The organism is Gilvimarinus agarilyticus, from assembly GCF_000832015.1.
Classification (GTDB): domain Bacteria; phylum Pseudomonadota; class Gammaproteobacteria; order Pseudomonadales; family Cellvibrionaceae; genus Gilvimarinus; species Gilvimarinus agarilyticus.
This window is the reverse complement of the sequence record NZ_JXCJ01000001.1, coordinates 2,962,452-2,980,918: the sequence shown is the minus strand read 5'-3', so window position 1 is coordinate 2,980,918 and position 18,467 is coordinate 2,962,452. Positions and strand designations below refer to the sequence as shown.

20 protein-coding genes, 2 tRNA genes and 1 other RNA gene are annotated in these 18,467 nt (G+C 54.5%); 19 read left to right on the top strand and 4 right to left on the bottom strand.

The window, feature by feature from the left end; translation table 11 throughout:
- The first annotated feature begins 46 nt into the window (after nucleotides 1-46).
- The 10 genes from queE (at nucleotide 47) to SD69_RS12915 (ending at nucleotide 6,587) form a co-directional block, all read left to right on the top strand.
- Nucleotides 47-697, top strand: a complete 651-nt coding sequence (gene queE / locus SD69_RS12955; protein ID WP_041523547.1) for a 7-carboxy-7-deazaguanine synthase QueE — start codon at nucleotides 47-49, stop codon at nucleotides 695-697.
- A 30-nt stretch (nucleotides 698-727) separates the two neighbouring features.
- Nucleotides 728-1,402, top strand: coding sequence for a 7-cyano-7-deazaguanine synthase QueC (gene queC / locus SD69_RS12950; protein ID WP_041523546.1), 675 nt, complete (start codon nucleotides 728-730; stop codon nucleotides 1,400-1,402).
- Between the two features lie 174 nt (nucleotides 1,403-1,576).
- Nucleotides 1,577-1,652, top strand: a tRNA-Lys gene (locus tag SD69_RS12945).
- 88 nt (nucleotides 1,653-1,740) lie between these two features.
- Nucleotides 1,741-1,816: transfer RNA gene (locus SD69_RS12940), tRNA-Lys, on the top strand.
- A gap of 14 nt (nucleotides 1,817-1,830) precedes the next feature.
- A non-coding RNA gene (locus tag SD69_RS18480) (RtT sRNA) lies at nucleotides 1,831-1,949 on the top strand.
- Nucleotides 1,950-2,113: 164 nt separating this feature from the next.
- A complete protein-coding gene (nadA, locus tag SD69_RS12935) occupies nucleotides 2,114-3,172 on the top strand; it encodes a quinolinate synthase NadA (protein ID WP_052481146.1) in 1,059 nt (352 codons plus the stop codon).
- Between the two features lie 132 nt (nucleotides 3,173-3,304).
- The gene (gene dapA / locus SD69_RS12930) at nucleotides 3,305-4,180 is read left to right on the top strand and encodes a 4-hydroxy-tetrahydrodipicolinate synthase (protein WP_041523545.1); all 876 of its coding nucleotides are present in this window, start codon (nucleotides 3,305-3,307) and stop codon (nucleotides 4,178-4,180) included.
- 18 nt (nucleotides 4,181-4,198) lie between these two features.
- The gene (bamC, locus tag SD69_RS12925; RefSeq protein WP_041523544.1) at nucleotides 4,199-5,365 is read left to right on the top strand and encodes an outer membrane protein assembly factor BamC; all 1,167 of its coding nucleotides are present in this window, start codon (nucleotides 4,199-4,201) and stop codon (nucleotides 5,363-5,365) included.
- Nucleotides 5,365-6,198: an MBL fold metallo-hydrolase gene (locus SD69_RS12920; RefSeq protein ID WP_232301198.1), complete on the top strand. Its 834-nt coding sequence runs from the start codon at nucleotides 5,365-5,367 to the stop codon at nucleotides 6,196-6,198. Before bamC ends, SD69_RS12920 begins: the two co-directional genes overlap by 1 nt.
- A 122-nt stretch (nucleotides 6,199-6,320) precedes the next feature.
- Nucleotides 6,321-6,587: a PilZ domain-containing protein gene (locus SD69_RS12915; protein ID WP_041523543.1), complete on the top strand. Its 267-nt coding sequence runs from the start codon at nucleotides 6,321-6,323 to the stop codon at nucleotides 6,585-6,587.
- Here SD69_RS12915 and SD69_RS12910 read toward each other — a convergent pair.
- A complete protein-coding gene (locus tag SD69_RS12910; protein ID WP_052481145.1) occupies nucleotides 6,584-7,153 on the bottom strand; it encodes a hypothetical protein in 570 nt (189 codons plus the stop codon). The two genes, SD69_RS12915 and SD69_RS12910, sit on opposite strands and share 4 nt — an antisense overlap.
- 96 nt (nucleotides 7,154-7,249) lie before the next feature.
- Here SD69_RS12910 and SD69_RS12905 point away from each other — a divergent pair, with 96 nt between their 5' ends.
- Nucleotides 7,250-7,897, top strand: a complete 648-nt coding sequence (locus tag SD69_RS12905; RefSeq protein WP_041523542.1) for an OmpA family protein — start codon at nucleotides 7,250-7,252, stop codon at nucleotides 7,895-7,897.
- A 126-nt stretch (nucleotides 7,898-8,023) separates the two neighbouring features.
- On the top strand, nucleotides 8,024-8,833 hold the full coding sequence (locus SD69_RS12900; protein ID WP_041524795.1) for a class I SAM-dependent methyltransferase: 810 nt from the start codon (nucleotides 8,024-8,026) through the stop codon (nucleotides 8,831-8,833).
- On the opposite strand, the gene SD69_RS12895 is transcribed toward SD69_RS12900, so the two are convergent.
- On the bottom strand, nucleotides 8,823-9,089 hold the full coding sequence (locus SD69_RS12895) for a hypothetical protein (protein ID WP_232301197.1): 267 nt from the start codon (nucleotides 9,087-9,089) through the stop codon (nucleotides 8,823-8,825). The genes SD69_RS12900 and SD69_RS12895 overlap by 11 nt on opposite strands.
- Nucleotides 9,090-9,207: 118 nt before the next feature.
- Between SD69_RS12895 and SD69_RS12890 the strand changes: the two genes are divergently transcribed.
- The 4 genes from SD69_RS12890 to SD69_RS12875 all read left to right on the top strand — a co-directional run bounded on the left by SD69_RS12890 (nucleotide 9,208) and on the right by SD69_RS12875 (nucleotide 13,415).
- Complete coding sequence (locus SD69_RS12890; protein ID WP_041523541.1) at nucleotides 9,208-9,873, top strand: 2OG-Fe(II) oxygenase; 666 nt, start codon at nucleotides 9,208-9,210, stop codon at nucleotides 9,871-9,873.
- Between the two features lie 91 nt (nucleotides 9,874-9,964).
- Nucleotides 9,965-11,413, top strand: coding sequence for a circularly permuted type 2 ATP-grasp protein (locus SD69_RS12885; protein ID WP_041523540.1), 1,449 nt, complete (start codon nucleotides 9,965-9,967; stop codon nucleotides 11,411-11,413).
- Complete coding sequence (locus SD69_RS12880) at nucleotides 11,413-12,369, top strand: alpha-E domain-containing protein (protein ID WP_041523539.1); 957 nt, start codon at nucleotides 11,413-11,415, stop codon at nucleotides 12,367-12,369. The genes SD69_RS12885 and SD69_RS12880 overlap by 1 nt, the downstream gene beginning before the upstream one ends.
- Nucleotides 12,366-13,415: a zinc-binding metallopeptidase family protein gene (locus SD69_RS12875; RefSeq protein ID WP_041523538.1), complete on the top strand. Its 1,050-nt coding sequence runs from the start codon at nucleotides 12,366-12,368 to the stop codon at nucleotides 13,413-13,415. The genes SD69_RS12880 and SD69_RS12875 overlap by 4 nt, the downstream gene beginning before the upstream one ends.
- On the opposite strand, the gene SD69_RS12870 is transcribed toward SD69_RS12875, so the two are convergent.
- On the bottom strand, nucleotides 13,412-14,158 hold the full coding sequence (locus SD69_RS12870; RefSeq protein WP_041523537.1) for a proteasome-type protease: 747 nt from the start codon (nucleotides 14,156-14,158) through the stop codon (nucleotides 13,412-13,414). The two genes, SD69_RS12875 and SD69_RS12870, sit on opposite strands and share 4 nt — an antisense overlap.
- Before the next feature lie 172 nt (nucleotides 14,159-14,330).
- Here SD69_RS12870 and SD69_RS12865 point away from each other — a divergent pair, with 172 nt between their 5' ends.
- Nucleotides 14,331-15,938 (top strand): protein adenylyltransferase SelO, encoded by a 1,608-nt coding sequence (locus tag SD69_RS12865; protein ID WP_041523536.1) that lies wholly within the window; start codon nucleotides 14,331-14,333, stop codon nucleotides 15,936-15,938.
- Nucleotides 15,939-16,035: 97 nt separating this feature from the next.
- Nucleotides 16,036-16,503 (top strand): NADAR family protein, encoded by a 468-nt coding sequence (locus SD69_RS12860; protein WP_041523535.1) that lies wholly within the window; start codon nucleotides 16,036-16,038, stop codon nucleotides 16,501-16,503.
- 9 nt (nucleotides 16,504-16,512) lie between these two features.
- Here the strand turns inward: SD69_RS12860 and SD69_RS18175 are convergent, their stop codons facing one another.
- Complete coding sequence (locus SD69_RS18175) at nucleotides 16,513-17,130, bottom strand: TetR/AcrR family transcriptional regulator (protein WP_052481143.1); 618 nt, start codon at nucleotides 17,128-17,130, stop codon at nucleotides 16,513-16,515.
- A gap of 177 nt (nucleotides 17,131-17,307) precedes the next feature.
- Here SD69_RS18175 and SD69_RS12850 point away from each other — a divergent pair, with 177 nt between their 5' ends.
- Nucleotides 17,308-18,465, top strand: coding sequence for an efflux RND transporter periplasmic adaptor subunit (locus SD69_RS12850; RefSeq protein WP_084591572.1), 1,158 nt, complete (start codon nucleotides 17,308-17,310; stop codon nucleotides 18,463-18,465).
- Nucleotides 18,466-18,467 lie beyond the last annotated feature (2 nt).

Genomic DNA, 18,467 nt, shown 5'->3' with positions numbered 1-18,467 from the left:
GCTTAGAATATCAGTTCCCGGCGCCCGGCGCCAAGCAGATCACTTTATGAATGCAGCAACCGTTAAAATTACTGAAATCTTTTACTCGCTGCAGGGGGAGTCGAATACCTCTGGGCGGCCCACTGTATTTGTGCGTTTAACGGGTTGCCCGCTTCGATGTCAGTACTGTGACAGCGAGTACGCCTTCTATGGCGGCGAGCGGATGAGTATCGCCGCTGTGCTTGAACAGGTTGCCAGTTACAAGCCGCGCTACGTCTGTGTGACCGGTGGAGAGCCTATGGCGCAGCGTACCTGCCCAGAGCTGTTAACCGCGCTTTGTGATGCCGGTTACCGGGTTTCGCTGGAAACCAGCGGGGCGATGTCTCTGGAGCCTGTGGATGAGCGTGTCGTTAAAGTAATGGACTTAAAAACGCCGGGCTCGGGTGAGTCGCACCGCAACCTGTGGGAGAATCTCGCGACGTTAAAGTCGAGCGATCAAATTAAATTTGTGATTTGCTCCCGTGACGATTACGACTGGGCGCGACTCAAAATTGATGAGCGGCAATTGGCCGAGCGGGTTGATGATGTTTTGATGTCGCCAAGCTTCGGCCAGGTGGATGAGCGTGAGTTGGCCGAGTGGATTGTGGCCGATAATTTGCCCGTGCGTTATCAGCTACAGCTGCATAAGCTGCTGTGGGATGACAGTCCAGGCCATTAAATTTTTGCCAACAGATTGAGAAAGTATGACATGAGCCAGAAAAAAGCCGTTGTGTTAGCGTCCGGTGGTTTGGATTCGACCACCGCGCTGGCTATCGCCCGGGACGAGGGGTTTGCGTGTTACAGCATTAGTTTTGATTACGGCCAGCGTATGCGCGCCGAGTTAGTGGCCGCCGAGCGGGTGGCTCGGGCGCTTGGAAGTGTGGAGCACAAAGTCATCAAGCTGGATTTAGGGGCCATTGGCGGCTCGGCATTAACTGACACCACGATTGATGTACCGCAAGAGCAAACTCAGGGGGTGCCCGTCACTTACGTGCCGGCACGTAATACGGTGTTTTTGTCGATTGCATTGGGCTGGGCCGAGGTGCTGGAGGCCGACGATATTTTTATTGGCGTAAACGCGGTGGATTACTCGGGCTACCCGGATTGCCGCCCCGACTACATTGCCGCCTACGAAACCATGGCAAACCTGGCAACCCGAGCTGGTACGGAAGGGCATACACTGCGTATTCGCACTCCTTTGATCGACCTCAGTAAGGCCGAAATTGTCCAGCAGGGGGTGGCCTTGGGTGTGGATTACGGCTTGACGGTGTCTTGTTATCAGGCGGATGACGACGGGCGCGCCTGCGGCGGCTGCGATAGCTGCCGGTTGCGTCGGGCGGGCTTTGCGGCGGCAAATGTGGCAGACCCCACCAGGTATCAGTAGAGGCGGTGTTTTTTTCGGCTAGGCTGGTAAGTTATTGATCAATTACCATTTATTACTAAACTATTGCAAAAAACCGCTTGTTTTTTCTGATCAAATCATTATTATGTGCGCCTCTTTTAGGGCGATAGCAGCAACGTTTTGGCCGTCTGCCAAAACACTTACGCGCCGTAAAATGGGTCGTTAGCTCAGTTGGTAGAGCAGTTGGCTTTTAACCAATTGGTCACTGGTTCGAATCCAGTACGACCCACCATATTCAAGCCCACAAGGGCGTGTCTGCTGGGTGTTTTTAAGCCAGTGCGACAATAAAAAAGCGCTGTAGCGCTGCAAGTAACAGTTTTGGGTCGTTAGCTCAGTTGGTAGAGCAGTTGGCTTTTAACCAATTGGTCACTGGTTCGAATCCAGTACGACCCACCATACACCGCCCGAAGGGCAAAACGGTTGCCTACTGGATGAGAACCGGTTCGAGTCGAGCGATAGCGAGACAACGTCGCCGGAGGCGACGGCCCGCAGGGTGAGGCGAAGCCGAATAATCCAGTACGACCCACCATATTAAAAGGGCCAGAGGATTTCCTCTGGCCCTTTTTTATTGGCAGTGTTTTCGGCTTGTCGCGTCGGTATTCCCTTTTCTCAGATATGGTAGAATAGCGCGCTTTATAGGCCATAGGCCCTTGCTATAACCCGCAACCGACGGGTGTGACCGTGGTATTCAATATGTCCCAAGATACAATCTCCGCTGTGCCGCCACTGGCATCTGACCGCAAAGTGGTGCAAGACCACTTAGCCGGTATTAGCTCCGAGCCGGAATTGACCCCAGAGCAGCAGGCAGAGCTCAAAACTCGCATCAAACGTTTGCTCGTCGAGCACAACGCGGTGCTGGTTGCCCACTATTACACCGACCCGGTTATTCAGGAGCTGGCGGAAGAAACCGGCGGTTGCGTCTCAGACTCGCTGGAGATGGCGCGCTTTGGTAAAGAGCACAGCGCCTCTACGTTGGTGGTGGCGGGCGTCAAGTTTATGGGCGAAACGGCAAAGATTCTTACCCCTCACAAGCGAGTGCTGATGCCCACGCTAGAAGCAACTTGCTCGCTCGATATTGGCTGCCCCGCCGATGAGTTTGCGGAGTTTTGTGATGCCCACGCTGATCGCACCGTGGTGGTGTACGCCAATACCTCGGCGGCGGTTAAGGCCAGGGCTGATTGGGTAGTAACCTCCAGTATTGCGCTGGATGTTGTCGATCACCTCGATAAGCAGGGCGAGAAAATCCTCTGGGCCCCCGATAAGCATTTAGGGGCTTATGTGCAAAAGCAAACCGGTGCCGACGTGCTGCTGTGGGATGGCGCTTGTATTGTGCACGAGGAGTTTAAAGCCAAGGGCATAGAAGACTTAAAGACGCTCTACCCTGACGCGGCAGTACTGGTACACCCTGAGTCGCCGCAATCGGTGGTTGATTTGGCCGATGTGGTTGGCTCGACCTCGCAGCTGATTAACGCCGCCGAAACCCTGCCGAATCGCGAGTTTATCGTGGCGACCGATCAGGGTATCTTTTATAAGATGCAGCAGCGCTGCCCTGAAAAAGTGTTTCATGTTGCGCCCACTGCCGGCAGTGGCGCCACCTGCCGCAGCTGCGCCAATTGCCCGTGGATGGCGCTTAATGCGCTGGATAATCTGGCCTCTGTGTTCGAGCGCGACGACAACGAGATTTTTGTCGATCCTGCTCTGGCAGAGCGTGCCATGCAGCCGTTGCAGCGAATGCTCGACTTTAAAAAATGACGCTTGTGTGTGCCTCTGGCGGTGCGTAACATGTCGCCAGAGCTTATCGCAGTGTGTTTGTGTGGCGATCTGTCCGCCCCAAACGTAGAGCGCCACTAGCGCACCTGTGTGTACCCCTGAGTTGGAGAACCTATGATTCAAGGCAGTATGGTTGCTTTGGTAACCCCCATGAACCCCGATAACAGTGTTGACTGGCCCGCGCTATCCCGCCTGTTGGACTGGCATCTGGAGCAGGGCACTCACGCGATTGTCGCTGTGGGTACCACTGGCGAATCCGCTACGTTAAATGTCGATGAGCATTTGGCGGTAATTAAGCATGTGGTTAAACAAGTAGCCGGTAAAATACCTGTTATTGCCGGTACTGGTGCCAACTCAACCTCCGAGGCAATTGAGCTCACCGAAGGCGCAAAGCACGCTGGTGCCGACGCCTGCCTATTGGTGACGCCTTATTACAACAAGCCTACCCAGCGGGGCTTGTACTTGCATTACGAGGCTATCTCTAAGGCGGTAGATATCCCCCAGTTGCTGTACAACGTACCTGGCCGCACGGCGGTGGATATGCAGCCCGATGTGGTGCTGGAGCTGGCGAAGTTGCCCAATATTATTGGTATCAAAGAAGCAACAGGCGATATGGTGCGCGCTAAAGCCATTATTGATGCGGCCCCGGATGGTTTTAAAATAATCTCCGGTGACGATGAAACCGCTGTTGAATTGATGTTGTTGGGCGGTCATGGGGATATTTCTGTGACAGCTAATGTCATACCCGGCAAGCTGGCACAAATGTGCGAGCTGGCTATCGCCGGTAAAGCCGACGAAGCCCGCACGATTAACGACTCTTTAATGTCGCTGCACCGTGCGATGTTTCTTGAGGCCAACCCGATTCCGGTTAAATGGGCGCTGGCCGAAATGGGGATTATAAACCCCGGTATTCGCTTGCCGATGACAGAGCTGTCTGAGGTTTACCACGAGCAGGTTCGCACCGCATTACGTGAAACTGGACTGATTTAAAAGATTGAAGACGTCAAGATGATAAAAACAACTTCCCTGCGGGGCGTAAGTGTATTGGGCTTGGTGGCGATGCTATCGGGCTGTGGAGTTTTGTGGGGCGATGAAGCTTACTTTCGCAACCGCGAAGGCGACTATCAAAAAGCCGATAATATTGAGCCGTTGAAGGTGCCTCAGGGCATGCAGGGCGAAAGGCTGGGTGAGCGTTACCCCATCCCGCCGATTACCGAGAGTGAGTTTGACGATATTGCCCAAGAGGGCGGCGCCGAGGTGCCACGTCCTCAGCCTCTTGCCACAAACCTGATGCAAGAAAACGTTAAGATTCAGCGCCTGGCCGATGAGCGCTGGATTTTGATGAATGTCTCCCCCGGCGAAGTCTGGCCACGGGTGCGCGCGTTTCTGAACGAAAACAACGTCGATGTTGCCAGTGCCGATATTGAGCGCGGCCTGATTGACAGCTATTGGCTGCAATTTAAATCGGACTTGAGTACGTCCGATCGCTATCGCGTGCAAATTGATCAGGGTGTACAGCCCGAGACCAGTGAAATTCATGTGCTGCACCAAAGCGTAAAAGGCGATAGTCCGAGTAACGATTTACAGTGGCCCAAGGCCTCGAGCTCGACAGAGCGTGAAGCCTGGCTGCTAGACGAGCTGGCTGCGGCGCTGGCGCGCGATGAAACCATTGGCGGTACTTCATTGTTGGCTCAGGCGATTGGTGGCGATGCTAAGTCGGCGTTGGTGGTGGAGCAAAATGAGCCGGTCATGAAGATCCGTTTGAGCGAGGCTCGCGCTAAGGCAACGCTTTATCACGCAATGCGCCAGGACGGTTTTGCTATGTACGATAGCCAGCCGGATGACGGGGTTTATTATCTTCACTATCAACCGGTTGAGCCGGAAGATGACGGCTGGTTCAGCGGTTGGTTTTCAAGCGATAAAGAGCTCGTGGCCGAAAGTCCTTACAGCGTGGCGCAGCTGCTAACCGTGGTGCCGCAAGGTGAGAGTTTTGCCAAGGCGCCCTTGTCGAACCGCGGCGCAGAGCAGACCTTCCCCGATGCACCCGGCTACCTGCTGTTTGTTGAAGGTGAGTCCAACAACTATACCGTGCGCCTGCGCGACCCTTACGGTAAACGTTTGGACCCGCGTAAATCCCGCGATTTGCTAACGCTGTTACGTAAAAATCTAATTTAATGCTCGGCGCCGCCAACGGCGCCAACGTCAACGAAGGAACCTTTATGCGGGTGGCATCCCTCGGTAGTGGCAGTCGTGGTAATGCTACCTTGGTGGAGTGGTCTGACGGGGCGCTGCTGATCGACTGCGGCTTTAGTGTTAAAGAGACCAGTGCTCGTCTGCAGCGGTTGGGTAAGTCGGGCTCTGATCTTACCGCCATCCTCGTTACTCACGAACATGCCGACCACATTAAAGGCGTGGCGGCGCTGGCCAGACGTTTTGACTTGCCGGTGTACATGACCCCCGGCACTTTTCACAGTCGTGATCTTGGTAAGCTACCCGCGCTTCACCTCATTGAGGCTTATCAGAGCTTTACATTGGGAGGGCTGACGGTGGAGCCCGTTGCGGTGCCACACGATGCCCGCGAGCCCGCGCAGTTTATTTTTAGTTGTGCGGGTTTACGTCTTGGTGTACTTACCGACCTAGGCACTGTCTCGCCCCACGTTGAAGATCGCTACCAAAATTGTGATGCCTTGGTGCTTGAGGCCAACCACGATCCGATGATGCTGGCGGGTGGTCCTTATCCGCCGTCGTTAAAAAGCCGTGTGGGTGGCCCTTGGGGCCACCTGAGCAACCAACAAGCCGCGGGTTTCCTGGCTCGCATCGATCGCAGCCGGTTACAATATTTGGTGATTGCCCATATCAGCCAAAAAAATAACTCGCTCGAGCGCGCCCGCGAGACGCTGTTACCTGTCACAGCCGATATTCCAGAGGTGATTTATGCCTGCCAAGATGAAGGGTTTGGCTGGCTGTCTCTGGCACCTGAGTCTAACCCGGCGGAGCTGAGTGCTTGAGTCGGCGCCAAAATTAGCTAATATAACCATGGCGCTGGTGTTTGTTGATCGCTGCGGCGTATTAAATCCCCACCAGCCAAACCCCTGTCCATGACGGGCAATGGTATCTAAGGAGTTTATCGGTGATAGAGCGTCGCCAGCACGAGCGCACCAGCCGCAGTATTCGGGTTGAAATGCGACACCCCGCCTTTGGCACCCTTATAGGGTTTACCATGGATATATCGGACGGTGGGGCGCAGGTTCAGGTTGAGAATCAACCTCTGCCACCGGTGGGCACTGAGGTGGCGGTGTTGTTTCGCAAAGTGGTGGGTCCGATTAACTCAGAGCCCGTCACTATGCGCGTCGTGCGTCAGTTTCGTAACACAGTCGGGTTGGTGTTTGTCGCTTAATTGCGTTGGCGCGAGCCGTCTTGCGCGATACAGTTTTGCGGGGCGAGCAACATACCCTGATTGTCTTTCAAGGCCGCTTTAAGCTGCGTTACATCCCGGCAATCGGCGATGGGGTTATCTTCTAAATCTAGCTCAACCAATTTAATTAAACGCAATAACGGCTCGGCACTGATAATATGGTTGTTGCCTAGCAGAGCCACCTCTAGCCGCCCCAGCTTTTCTAATGGTTTTATGTCCTCAATAGCATTGTCACCTAAGTCCAGTTGTATCAGCGCGTAAAAGGTTGCTATACCTTCTAGCGACTCAATGCCGGCGTGGGTGCAGCGTAGACGGGTTAAGTCCACCGCACGGGTGATGCGCTCGTCGCTGACGGTTTGCTCGATACAGCGGGCCAGGTTTGGGTCGCTGACTTGGTAGCCGCGCAGCAGAGGCTTGGGGGTATAAACCACGTTGTCGTTAATCGATACATCGTAATGGCTGCAGCCGTTAAGTAGGCAGAGTAAACCAATTGTGGCTATAACTACGTAGCCACGATAGCGGCTTGCGTTAGGTAAAGAACAAAACATGCTCAGATCCGTATAAATGTGAAAACTTGCGCGTCATTTTGGCGTCATATGGTATAGCATACCCCTGATTGGTTCTCAGATGATAAGGAAACCTCTATGAAAAAGTTACTAGCAGCAACATTGGTGTGTTCACTGGCGGCCTGTACCACAACAGACCCCTATACCGGTGAAAACAAAACATCTAACTCCACAACTGGCGCTATTATTGGTGCGGTGGCGGGTGCTGCGGTAGGTGTTGCCTCGTCCAGTAAAAAAGACCGTGGCAAGGGGGCGCTGACAGGCGCCGTAGCCGGTGGTGCCATTGGCGGTGGTGTGGGCTACTACATGGATAAGCAAGAAACTGAGCTGCGTCAACAGCTGCAGGGTAGTGGTGTGCAGGTGCAGCGCAATGGCGATCAGATCAACCTGATTATGCCCGGTAATATTACCTTTGAAACCGGCAAGTATGATATTCGCCCGCAGTTTCACGATGTGTTGGATTCGGTAGCCACTGTCTTGGTGGAGTTTAATAAAACCGCTGTCAACATTGGCGGCCACACGGACTCGACCGGCTCTGATGATTTTAACCAATTGTTGAGTGAGCGTCGGGCACAAAGCGTGCGCGATTATTTGGGACAGCGTAAAGTGGCTTACAACCGTATGAACGCCACAGGCTACGGCCCTCGTTACCCCGTGGCTAATAACTCGAGTGCTGCCGGCCGCGAGCAAAATCGCCGGGTTGAAATTCAGTTGTCGCCCCTGTAGTCGTTCGTACGGCTTTTGATTTGATACTATAGCCGCCTTTAATAGGCGGCTTTTTATTACCCGCTCACCCCTAATCTTGCTACGGGTTGCCCAGTGGCGCTTGCGGTTATTTGTAAAGGCCAGGTCATGGTAAACACGCTTGTTATTGTCAATGACTCCACTCGTCGTGCGGAGGCCGCCGCCGCCGCGCGAGCGCTTGGTTGCGAGCTGCTCATTGAAGCGGACCCGCGCGAGCTGCGCGAGCCCGAGTTTGTGTTGCTGTTTGCGACCGATGGCGTCAGCTTACAGCAAACCGGGCGCAAGGCACCGGGGCCGGTTAAGGTCGATTTTTTATCCGGGGCCGTAAACCATCGCCGCTTGTTTGGCGGTGGCAAGGGCCAGATGATTGCCAAAGCCGTCGGGGTTAAGGCGCGTGTAAAACCTCGTGTGTTAGACGCCACCGCGGGGCTTGGGCGTGATGCTTTCGTATTGGCAACGCTGGGTTGCCATGTGTCGATGTTGGAGCGATCGCCCTTGGTGTGGGCACTGCTTAACGACGGCTTGCAGCGAGCCCAGATGGATGCGGATGCAGAGCTTGCGGAGATTATCACCCGCTTGAGCCTGTCCAGTACTGACGCACGCGATTACCTGCAAGCACCGCCTGCCGATGTGATGACGCCGGATGTGATTTACCTCGATCCGATGTTTCCCTCCCGGGGTAAGTCGGCCGATGTTAAAAAAGAGATGCAGGCCTTTCATCAAGTGGTGGGGGCTGATACCGATGCCACCGATTTGCTGGAGGCGGCACGGGCGCTGGCGAATTATCGGGTCGTGGTAAAAAGGCCGCGCAAGGCGCCGGATTTGGCCGATGCAGAGCCTAACTATCGACTGGAGGGTAAGTCTAGCCGGTTTGACGTTTATACTCGTCAGAAGTTGCCCGATGAGCTTAACCCTTAGGTTTTTGCCAGAACGCGTAGAGCCGGCCGAACAGCATACGCACTTGTGCCAGTATGGCGATGACAAAGCCAAAAGCCGTTACGAGTAAGCCTGCCAGCGTGACCAGCTCTTGGGTTAAGCTGGGTGAGAGTAACTGCGAGGCGCCAAAAATAACCACCAGCCCGGCAAAAAATATCATACAACCCAGTCGAAACTGACGAAAGCTCTGCACCAGTGGCACGTTAATATGATGGAATAATCGCTGCCTTAGTGGCACGGGGTCACTCTCCTCAGCTCGGTTGCAGACGTGTCAGGCTAGCATATCGCCGATGTGGTAAAAAAGCTTGCACGTGGTGTTGAGCTGAAGTATACAGACGGTTTAATGAGACGTACTCATGCTAGAACCCGCCAGCCCCACACCAGCCATCAGCGTAAATCCAGAGCTGATTTTTGACGTCTTAGCGGATGCGTTGGTGGAGCGCGGCTACGCGGTGCTCGATGATTTTTTTAACCCGCGTTTAATAGCGGCGTTGCGGACAGAATTCAATCATCCAGACTGTCAGTTTAAAACCGCGGGGATCGGCCGCGCGGAGGATCACGCCATTGCGTTGGATGTTCGCGGTGATCGTATTTGCTGGATAGAGGGCGGCTCGGCGGCCGCCGCTGAATTTTTGGCCGTGATGGAAACCCTGCGATTGGCGTTAAACCGCCGTTTGTTTATGGGGTTGTTTGATTACGAGAGTCACCTCGCGTACTACCCGGTTGGTACCTTTTATAAAAAGCATGTAGATGCCTTTGTGGGGCGCTCTAATCGCGTGCTCTCGACGGTGGTGTACCTCAACCCTAGCTGGGCCGAAGGAGACGGCGGTGAGCTGGTGCTCTACGATGAGGCAGGAGCCCTTGAGGTAGAGAAGTTGTGCCCTGTGGCGGGTCGCCTTGTGGTGTTTTTAAGCGAGCGATTCCCCCACGAGGTGCTGCCCGCCCGGCGTGAACGCTACAGTGTTGCCGGTTGGTACCGCGTTAATAGCAATACCACCGATAGGGTCGATCCGCCGGCTTAAGAGTAGGGGGAGGTGGTATAAGCTGTGCATTAGCTCTAGACTGGGTTTAGTAAACCATCAAGGTGACGGCAAGGCCGTTTACGGAGTCATAATGCAAATCGATTGGCGTGATTACCACAGCGGTGAGTTTTACGATGAATTAATCAGTACCCCCGGCAACCCTCGCCGGGCGGCACGTATGCTGGCAAAGCATCTGGCAAGTTTGTCCGGTGAGGATATCGCCGAGCGCAAACTCTCGGCAGAGCTTGCCATCAAAACCATGGGGATATCGTTTACCGTCTATTCCGAAGCCGGCAATATCGACCGCGCCTGGCCCTTCGATATCATCCCGCGCATTATTCCCCAGCGCGAATGGCAAGTAACAGAGCGCGGCTTAACGCAGCGGCTGCAGGCACTTAATTGCTTTATCGATGATATCTACAACGAACAAAAAATAATCAAAGACAAAGTTCTGCCCGCGGATATCCTCGCAGGCTCGGCTAACTTTCGCCCCGAATGTGTGGGTATGAAGCCGGCTTTTGGTGTCTGGGCTCATATTTGCGGCAGTGATTTGATTCGCGATAATGACGGCGCGTTTTACGTATTAGAAGATAATTTGCGCGTGCCCTCTGGCGTGTCCTACATGCTGGAAAATCGAAAAGTCACCAAGCGTGTGTTCCCCGAGTTGTTCGAAAACCACAATATTTTGCCGGTGACAGAGTATCCGGCGCAGCTGTTTGATACGCTTGCGGCGATCTCGCCACGGCCACTGGAGTTTCCAGAAATAGTGGTGCTAACCCCAGGTATTTATAACTCGGCCTACTTTGAGCACTCCTATTTGGCTCAGCAAATGGGGGTTGAGCTGGTTGAAGGCAGCGATCTGGTGGTGGAGGACGACCACGTGTTTATGCGCACCATCAACGGCTTGTCGCGGGTGGATGTAATCTATCGTCGCATCGATGATTTATTTCTCGACCCTGAAGCCTTTAACCCCGATTCGGTGCTCGGTGTGCCGGGGTTGATGCGGGCCTGGCTTAAAGGCAACGTGGCGATTGCCAATGCCCCCGGAGCCGGGGTAGCCGATGACAAAATTATTTATACTTTTGTGCCGCAAATGATTAAGTATTACCTGGGCGAAGACCCTATATTGCCCAACGTGCCCAGCTACCTGTGTTGTGATAAAGCCCAGCGCGAGCACGTGTTGCAAAACCTGGATAAGCTGGTGGTAAAACCAGCGAATGAATCCGGCGGTTACGGCATGTTAATTGGCCCCCAGGCGAGCAAAAAAGAGCGCGAAGAGTTTGCCCGGCGTATTAAAGCCGAACCGCGCAACTATATGGCACAACCGCTTATCGCGCTCTCGACCACGCCGATTATCGGCAGTAAAAACGCCGAGCCGCGCCACATCGATTTGCGCCCGTTTGTGTTGCAAGGGCGTACCAGCAGCGTGACCGCCGGTGGTTTAACCCGCGTGGCGATGCGCAAGGGCTCGTACGTCGTCAATTCGTCTCAGGGCGGTGGCAGCCAGGATACCTGGGTTGTCGTCGAGGAGGGCAAATAATGTTATCTCGTGTGGCAGAACGAATTTATTGGCTGGGCCGTTACATGGAGCGCTGTGAGAACACCGCGCGACTGGTGAACGTCAATACAAAATTACTGTTGGATCTACCCCGCGGTGTAAGAGTGGGTTGGGGTACCCTGGTCGATATCAGCGGCGGTACAGAGTATTTTCAGAAAGACGCTGACCTGGCCGATGAGCGAGCGGTTATGCGCTTTATGTTATCCGATACGGCCAACCCCAGCTCGATTAAAAACTCCATCGGTTTTGCGCGCGAGAACGCCCGCATTACCCGTGAGATTATGCCCTCGGAGGTGTACGAGTTAATCAATAACCTCTATTGGTATCTGGATGAAAATCTCAGTAAAGGTGGCGCGCGACGCGAGCGGCATATACTGCTGGAAACCGTTATCGAAAAAGTGCAGCAATTTACCGGGATGTTAGCCGGCTGTATGAGCCAAAGTGATGCCTATCACTTTATTCAGCTGGGGCGCAATTTAGAACGGGCCGACATGACCTCGCGCATTGTCGATGTCGGCGCCCGCCGTATTCTAGAGCCGGCGGCAAAAGATGACGAGACTTCAGAGCCGTTTGAAAATATTTTGTGGATGAGTGTGCTGCGCTCACTTAGTGGTTTTCAGATGTATCGCCAGCATGTGCAAGATCGCATTAACGCCGAAGATGTCGTGACATTTTTGTTTCAAGATAAGTGTTTTCCGCGTTCGGTCGAGCACTGTTTGGGCGAGGTGGCGGACTGCTTTGAGCGTTTACCCAACAGCGATGAGGCGATCAGTTTACTGGCGGGTGTACGTCGCCGTATTAAATTGGCGCAGTTTGCCGAGTTAATTGACCAGGGTAATTTGCACGAGTATATCGATGCGGTGCAAACCGATGTTGCCGAAACCCACAAAGTCATTGCCGCTACCTGGTATTTGCCCGTTGTCCAGAGTGCCTCGTGATAGATTTTCATTGTCAGTGCGGTACCCGTGTATTCTTTCGAAATACCCAGTGTTTAACGTGTCAGCGGTTGCTTGGTTTTGATTCGGTCGGTTTTACCATGGTCTCATTGCGCCCAGTGTCGGAAGCTAATAAAACGCTGCGCGATGACGTCACCGGCAAAGAGTTTCGCTACTGCGGCAACTACCACGACTACAACGCCTGTAATTGGCTGTTGCCGGTGACTAGCCGGGAGCGCTTTTGTGTTTCTTGTCGTCTAAATAAAACCGTTCCCGATTTGAGTCACAGTATTAATGTACAGCGCTGGATCAGTCTCGAGTCAGCCAAGCGCCATACACTTTACTCAATTCTGCGATTGGGTTTGGCACTGACCCCGGCCAATAACCGCAACGTAAAGCTGGAGTTTGCGTTTTTGGAGGATGGCCGCACCAACGCTGAATTTGCCGATACGTTCGTCTCTACCGGGCACCGCAGCGGCTTAATTACCATTAACCTGGCCGAGGCGGACGCAGCTTACCGCGAGCGGGTACGTGAGCAACTGGGGGAGAGTTACCGTACGCTGCTGGGGCACTTTAGGCATGAGATAGGCCACTACTATTACGAGCTGTTGGTGGCCTCAACTGCGTGGCGCGAGCCCTTTGAGACACTGTTTGGTAACCCCGATGAAGACTACAGCAGCGCGTTAACGCAACACTACGGCTCTGTGCAGAGCAACTGGGTGCCCGATTACATCAGCGCTTATGCGCAATCGCACCCCTTAGAAGATTGGGCCGAAACCTGGGCGCACTATCTGCATATGATCGATACGCTAGAAACGGCTGGGCAGTTTGAGGTTATGCAGCTAAAGGGTGAGGCGGCCGAGGGGCGAAGCGTACTCAATAAGCCGTTTGCCGAGCTGGTGGATACTTGGCTGGAGTTGTCCGTTAAGCTTAACGCGCTGAATCGCAGTATGGGTATGCGCGATGCCTATCCGTTTGTTATTACCGACCCGGTGTACGCCAAGTTAGATTTTATTCACCGGGTGGTGGGTAGCTCGGGTACGGGTTAATCCAGCTCAAGCGGGGTGTCCGCGGCCAGCGGTGGCAGGCGGTCAAACGCCTCAATTAGGTTTTGGTTCCAGCTGCGGGTTAACGAGCGCAAATAGTCGTCGTCTTCCTCAAAGCGCATGCGCTGCAGGCTAAAGCTGTCCACGGGGTAAACGCCAAGGTCGATGGGCGGGCCCACGGTTAGATTACTGCGCATGGTCGAATCCATGGACACCAGCGCGCAGCGTCCGGCGATCTCGAGCGAGGTGCCGGCCGTTAAAATACGGTCCAAAATGGGTTTGCCGTACTTGCTCTCGCCTATTTGCAGGTAGGGCGTGTCTTTGGAGGTGGTGATGTGGTTGCCCTGCGGGTAGACCATCGCTAAACGGGGCTTGTCGCCCAATATTTGCCCACCAATAATAAACGAGGCCTCAAAGCTAGCGCCGCTGTTGGGGCCGTCGGGTGTGCTGTGGCGATCCTGCTCTTGGCGGCTAATTTCACCTAAATAACTGGCCGCCTCGCTAATATCCGGCATGGTTTTTAGGCTGGTGGCTGCATTATCGCGTAAGTCGCGCTTTATCTGCGATACCACGGCTTGGGTGGTAGCTAAATTACCCGCCGATAAAATTACAAACTGCCGCTCGCCCGGCACCTCAAAATGGTACATCTTGCCATAGGTGCTGACCTGATCGACCCCGGCATTGGTGCGCGAGTCGGAGCAGAATACAAGGCCGGCATCGGTGGTAATGGCAACGCAGTAGGTCATAAATCGGGCAACCGTGAGGACTTTTGAGGCGCCTAGATTAAGTTGAGTTCCCGGTAGCGTCAAGGCTGATTCGCCGCCATTTCTATGCTGTGTGCTGGCGCATGTTTCTAAATGCCCCTTTGGGGGCGTCTCCGGCAGGGTGCTACAATGGCCGTTTTTGTGAGGCAGAACTATGGTGGGGCTAGATCAGCTCGAGTTCGATAACCGCTTTGTGCACGAGCTGCCCGGAGACGAAAGTGCCGATAATACGCCCCGACAGGTGCACGGCGCCTGCTATTCAAGGGTAACTCCCAGAGTCTGTAGTAAGCCGCAATTGTTATCGGTGGCGCCCGAAGTGGCCGAGCTACTGGGGCTGGATTTGGCAGCGTTCGAGCGCGATCACTTAGCTCAGGTACTGACCGGCAACCGCCAGCTGCCGGGCATGGAGCCATACGCGATGTGCTACGGCGGCCACCAATTTGGCAACTGGGCAGGACAATTGGGTGACGGCAGGGCCATTAACCTTGGCGAGGTTACTCATCAAAGCCGGCATTGGACTCTCCAGCTCAAGGGCGCGGGGTTAACCCCTTACTCACGTCACGCCGATGGTTTAGCGGTATTGCGCTCATCGGTGCGCGAGTATCTGTGCAGCGAGGCAATGCATCACCTGGGGGTACCCACCACCCGGGCTTTGAGCTTGTCTCTCACCGGCGATACCGTGCTGCGGGATATGTTTTACGATGGCAACCCCGAGTACGAGCCAGGGGCTGTTGTCTGCCGTGTGGCACGCTCGTTTGTGCGCTTTGGTTCGTTTGAAATTTTTGCTAGCCGCGGCGAGCACCAGCTGCTTAAGCAGCTGGCCGACTTTACCCTGCGACACGACTTTCCCGAGTTGTTGTCCGGCCGCGAGCCGGGCCCCGAGGTCTATGCTGAGTGGCTGGCCGAAGTAGCCGCCCGCACCGCGCGTACCATTGCTCATTGGATGCGGGTGGGATTTGTTCACGGGGTGATGAACACTGACAACCTATCGATAATTGGCGACACCATCGATTACGGCCCCTATGGCTGGCTAGAGGGCTATGACCCCGAGTGGACGCCCAACACCACCGATGCTCAGCATAAGCGTTACGGCTACGGCGCGCAGCCCAATATTGGCCTGTGGAATCTCATTCGTTTGGCTAATGCTATTTACCCCTTAGTGGGCGAGGCCAAACCACTGGAAGAGGCTTTGGAGGTATACGGTGAGATCTTTGCCCAGTGTCGCGCGGCGGATATGGCGGCTAAGCTGGGGTTTGCTCACTATCAGCAAGACGACGGCGAGCTAATCGAGTCACTATTAGAGCTGCTAACCCAAACCGAAACCGACATGACACTCTTTTTTCGCCAGCTGGCGCAGGTGGATATAAGCCCACAGACCGCTCAGTTAAGCGACGCCGAGCAGCTCGCGCCATTAATGGCGGCCTATTATCAAGCCCCCTCACACAAAGTCATTAGCGCCACCTGCCAGTGGCTGGCCGATTACCGCCTGCGCAGCCAACAGAGCCTTGCCGGCAGTGGCGAGACTAACGCCGACCGCCAACGGCGTATGAACGCCGTTAACCCCAAATATGTGTTGCGTAATTACTTGGCACAGCAGGTGGTCGAGCGGGTAGAAGAGGGTGATACCGGCGCGGTGGACGAACTGCTTGGGGTGTTGCGTCGCCCTTATGATGAGCAGCCCCAGTGGGAGCGGTATGCGCAAAAGCGACCAGAGTGGGCGAGGGCGAAGCCCGGGTGTTCGACGCTGTCTTGTAGCTCGTAAGTTTTATGTGAGCTGGGAGTAGGCTGTTATTTTAACGACGGCACTCAAATTATTCGTCACTGTTATATAGACTTATTAGCAACCAAACGGAGATACCGTGTTTTTTACCCAAAGCGCCGAAGAGGCTCACTGCATTAACATGAAGGACCCCGACGAGCCGTTGGGGCGGGTATCTTTACGTTCCTTTGAGCTTGAGGGGGTAAGCTGGCCTACTGCTGAGCACTATGTGCTGGCGATGCGGTTTGTGGCTGAGGTTGATCGCGAGGCTATTCGTCAGGCGCCAACGTTGGGGCGGGCGCGCAAGCTTGCCGGTGGGTGGTTTAAGAAAAAGCGCGCTAACTGGAAGGCCGAGCAGCCGGTACTCATGACACGAGCGCTTTATACTCAGTGCTTAACCTATTCAGATATGGCGCAAGCGTTGCTGGCGACCGGTGAACAGACATTGCTGGAAAACAGTCAGTTTGATTATTACTGGGGGATTGGTCGGGACCGTCGCGGTGAAAATCACTATGGGCGAGTGTTGATGAATATCCGCGACAAACTGCGCCAACAGGCCGCCGAGTAAACCTGCGCGCTAGTCACTGATAACCGCGTCGAGCCAAATATTGAGTAACTCATCGCCGTCTTTGAGCAGGTCGACATCCTGATTGTAAGGCTCCAGGTGTAGTTGCATTAAGCCCTTTAAATATGCCCAAAAGCTGGTTGCCAACGCCTCTGGCCGGTTTCTGTTCGGAACCTTTCCCGCCGCTTGCAGCGCGACAAATGCCTGTTTAAACGCATCGCGCATTTGCTGATGCCGCTCGGCCAAAAAACTTTGTAGTTCAGAGTCGTTTTCCAGCCGCTCCACCCCGAGCAAAATCATACGCAGTGCTTGCATGAGGGCGGTGTTGTTTAACGTCGCTCCTAGCTCGGTTTTAATCAGTTGCTTAAACTCTGCGGGATCGCCCGTAACGTTGCACAGCGTATCGATGATCTGGGTGTGTGGCCCGGCCGCGTCACGTTCCCACAGGGCCATGATCACCGCGTCTTTATTGGCAAAATGCCAGTAAAGGGCGCCACGTGTCACCCCGGCGTGGCTGGCAATATGGTTCAGGGTGGTGTGGTTTACCCCCTTGGACTGAAACAGCCAAGCCGCCGAATCCAGCAGCTCATTTAAGGTTTTTTGTGCATCGGCTTTGGTTTTTCTGGCCACAGTCGGTTATGCCTTTTGATCGAGTTTGTGTACGGCTGCTCGTGCCGCAGGGACTTTAGCGTAAATTAACGTGCTATACATTGTGTTGTCATTGGCTTTTTGTATAATACAAACATACATGAATGTATGTAAGTGGTGTTTGCGGAAATTAACCTACACGATAAACCGTGTGGTCATATGACTCGTATAAGTGGGGCGGGTGGTAGCGCCCCTACGACGAGACCGCTGGCCGATACCCTCAACCCCTGGAAAGTCTCAATGAAAGCGATGTCTGTATTGCTGCTAGGTGCCGTGTTGGTACTTAGCGCTTGTGAAAAAGCACCTGCTGAGCAGCCGGTGTCCAAGTCCGCGCGCCCGGCTAAGATCGTCCAAGCCCATTCGGCCCGTCTGAATGCCATGCGCAGCTTCCCCGGTGTGACCGAGGCGACTCGACACTCCGATCTGGCCTTTAGAGTGGGCGGGCAGTTGGAGTCGCTGCCTGCGAAGCCAGGCATGAGGTTTGAGCAGGGCGACGTATTAGCGCAGCTTGATCAGGCCGTGTATCGCAATAACCTGGCCGACCGGCAGGCTAAGTACGATTTGGCGAAATCCCAGTTTGATAAAATCAGCTCGCTGCTCGCGCAAAACTATACCAGCGACTCGGCGGTAGAAGAGGCCGAGGCCAACGTACGTGCCACCAAAGCCGCACTGGATGACGCGCGCGATAATTTAAAATACACCACCCTCAAAGCGCCTTTTACGGGGGTTATCGCGCATGTGGGGGTGGAGAACCACCAGACCGTCGCTGCCAATCAGGTGATTTTAGAGCTGCAAAGCGTCGATACTCTGGATGTGCGCTACAGTGTGCCCGAGAGTTTACTTGGGCAAATAAAACCCACTGTCGACCCGCGCGATATCTGTGCCCAGGTGCGCTTTAATGCCTACCCCAGCCGCCGCTATGAGGCCTGCTTTAAAGAGTACGAGACCAAGCCAGACCCCGTGACCCGCTCCTATAGCGTGGTGCATACCATGGCAAAGAATCAGGATTTTCCGGTCCTGCCGGGGATGGCGGTCACCGTCGATTTAGATTTAACCGCGTTTCTTGCCGGCGAGAACATTACGGGTGTGCTGGTACCGATTGAGGCGGTGTTTGAGCAGGACGGTCAGGCTTATGTATGGCGTGTAGACAGCGAGCGGAATGTGCATAAAGTGCCGGTGAACGTTGGGCAGGTGCAGGGCGATTATTTGTACTTACTGGACGGGCTTAGCGCAGGCGACAATGTGGTTGCGGCCGGGGTTAGCTATTTGCACGAGGGCGATAAAGTGCGCGCGCTGGTGAAAGAGCGTGGGATTTAGGG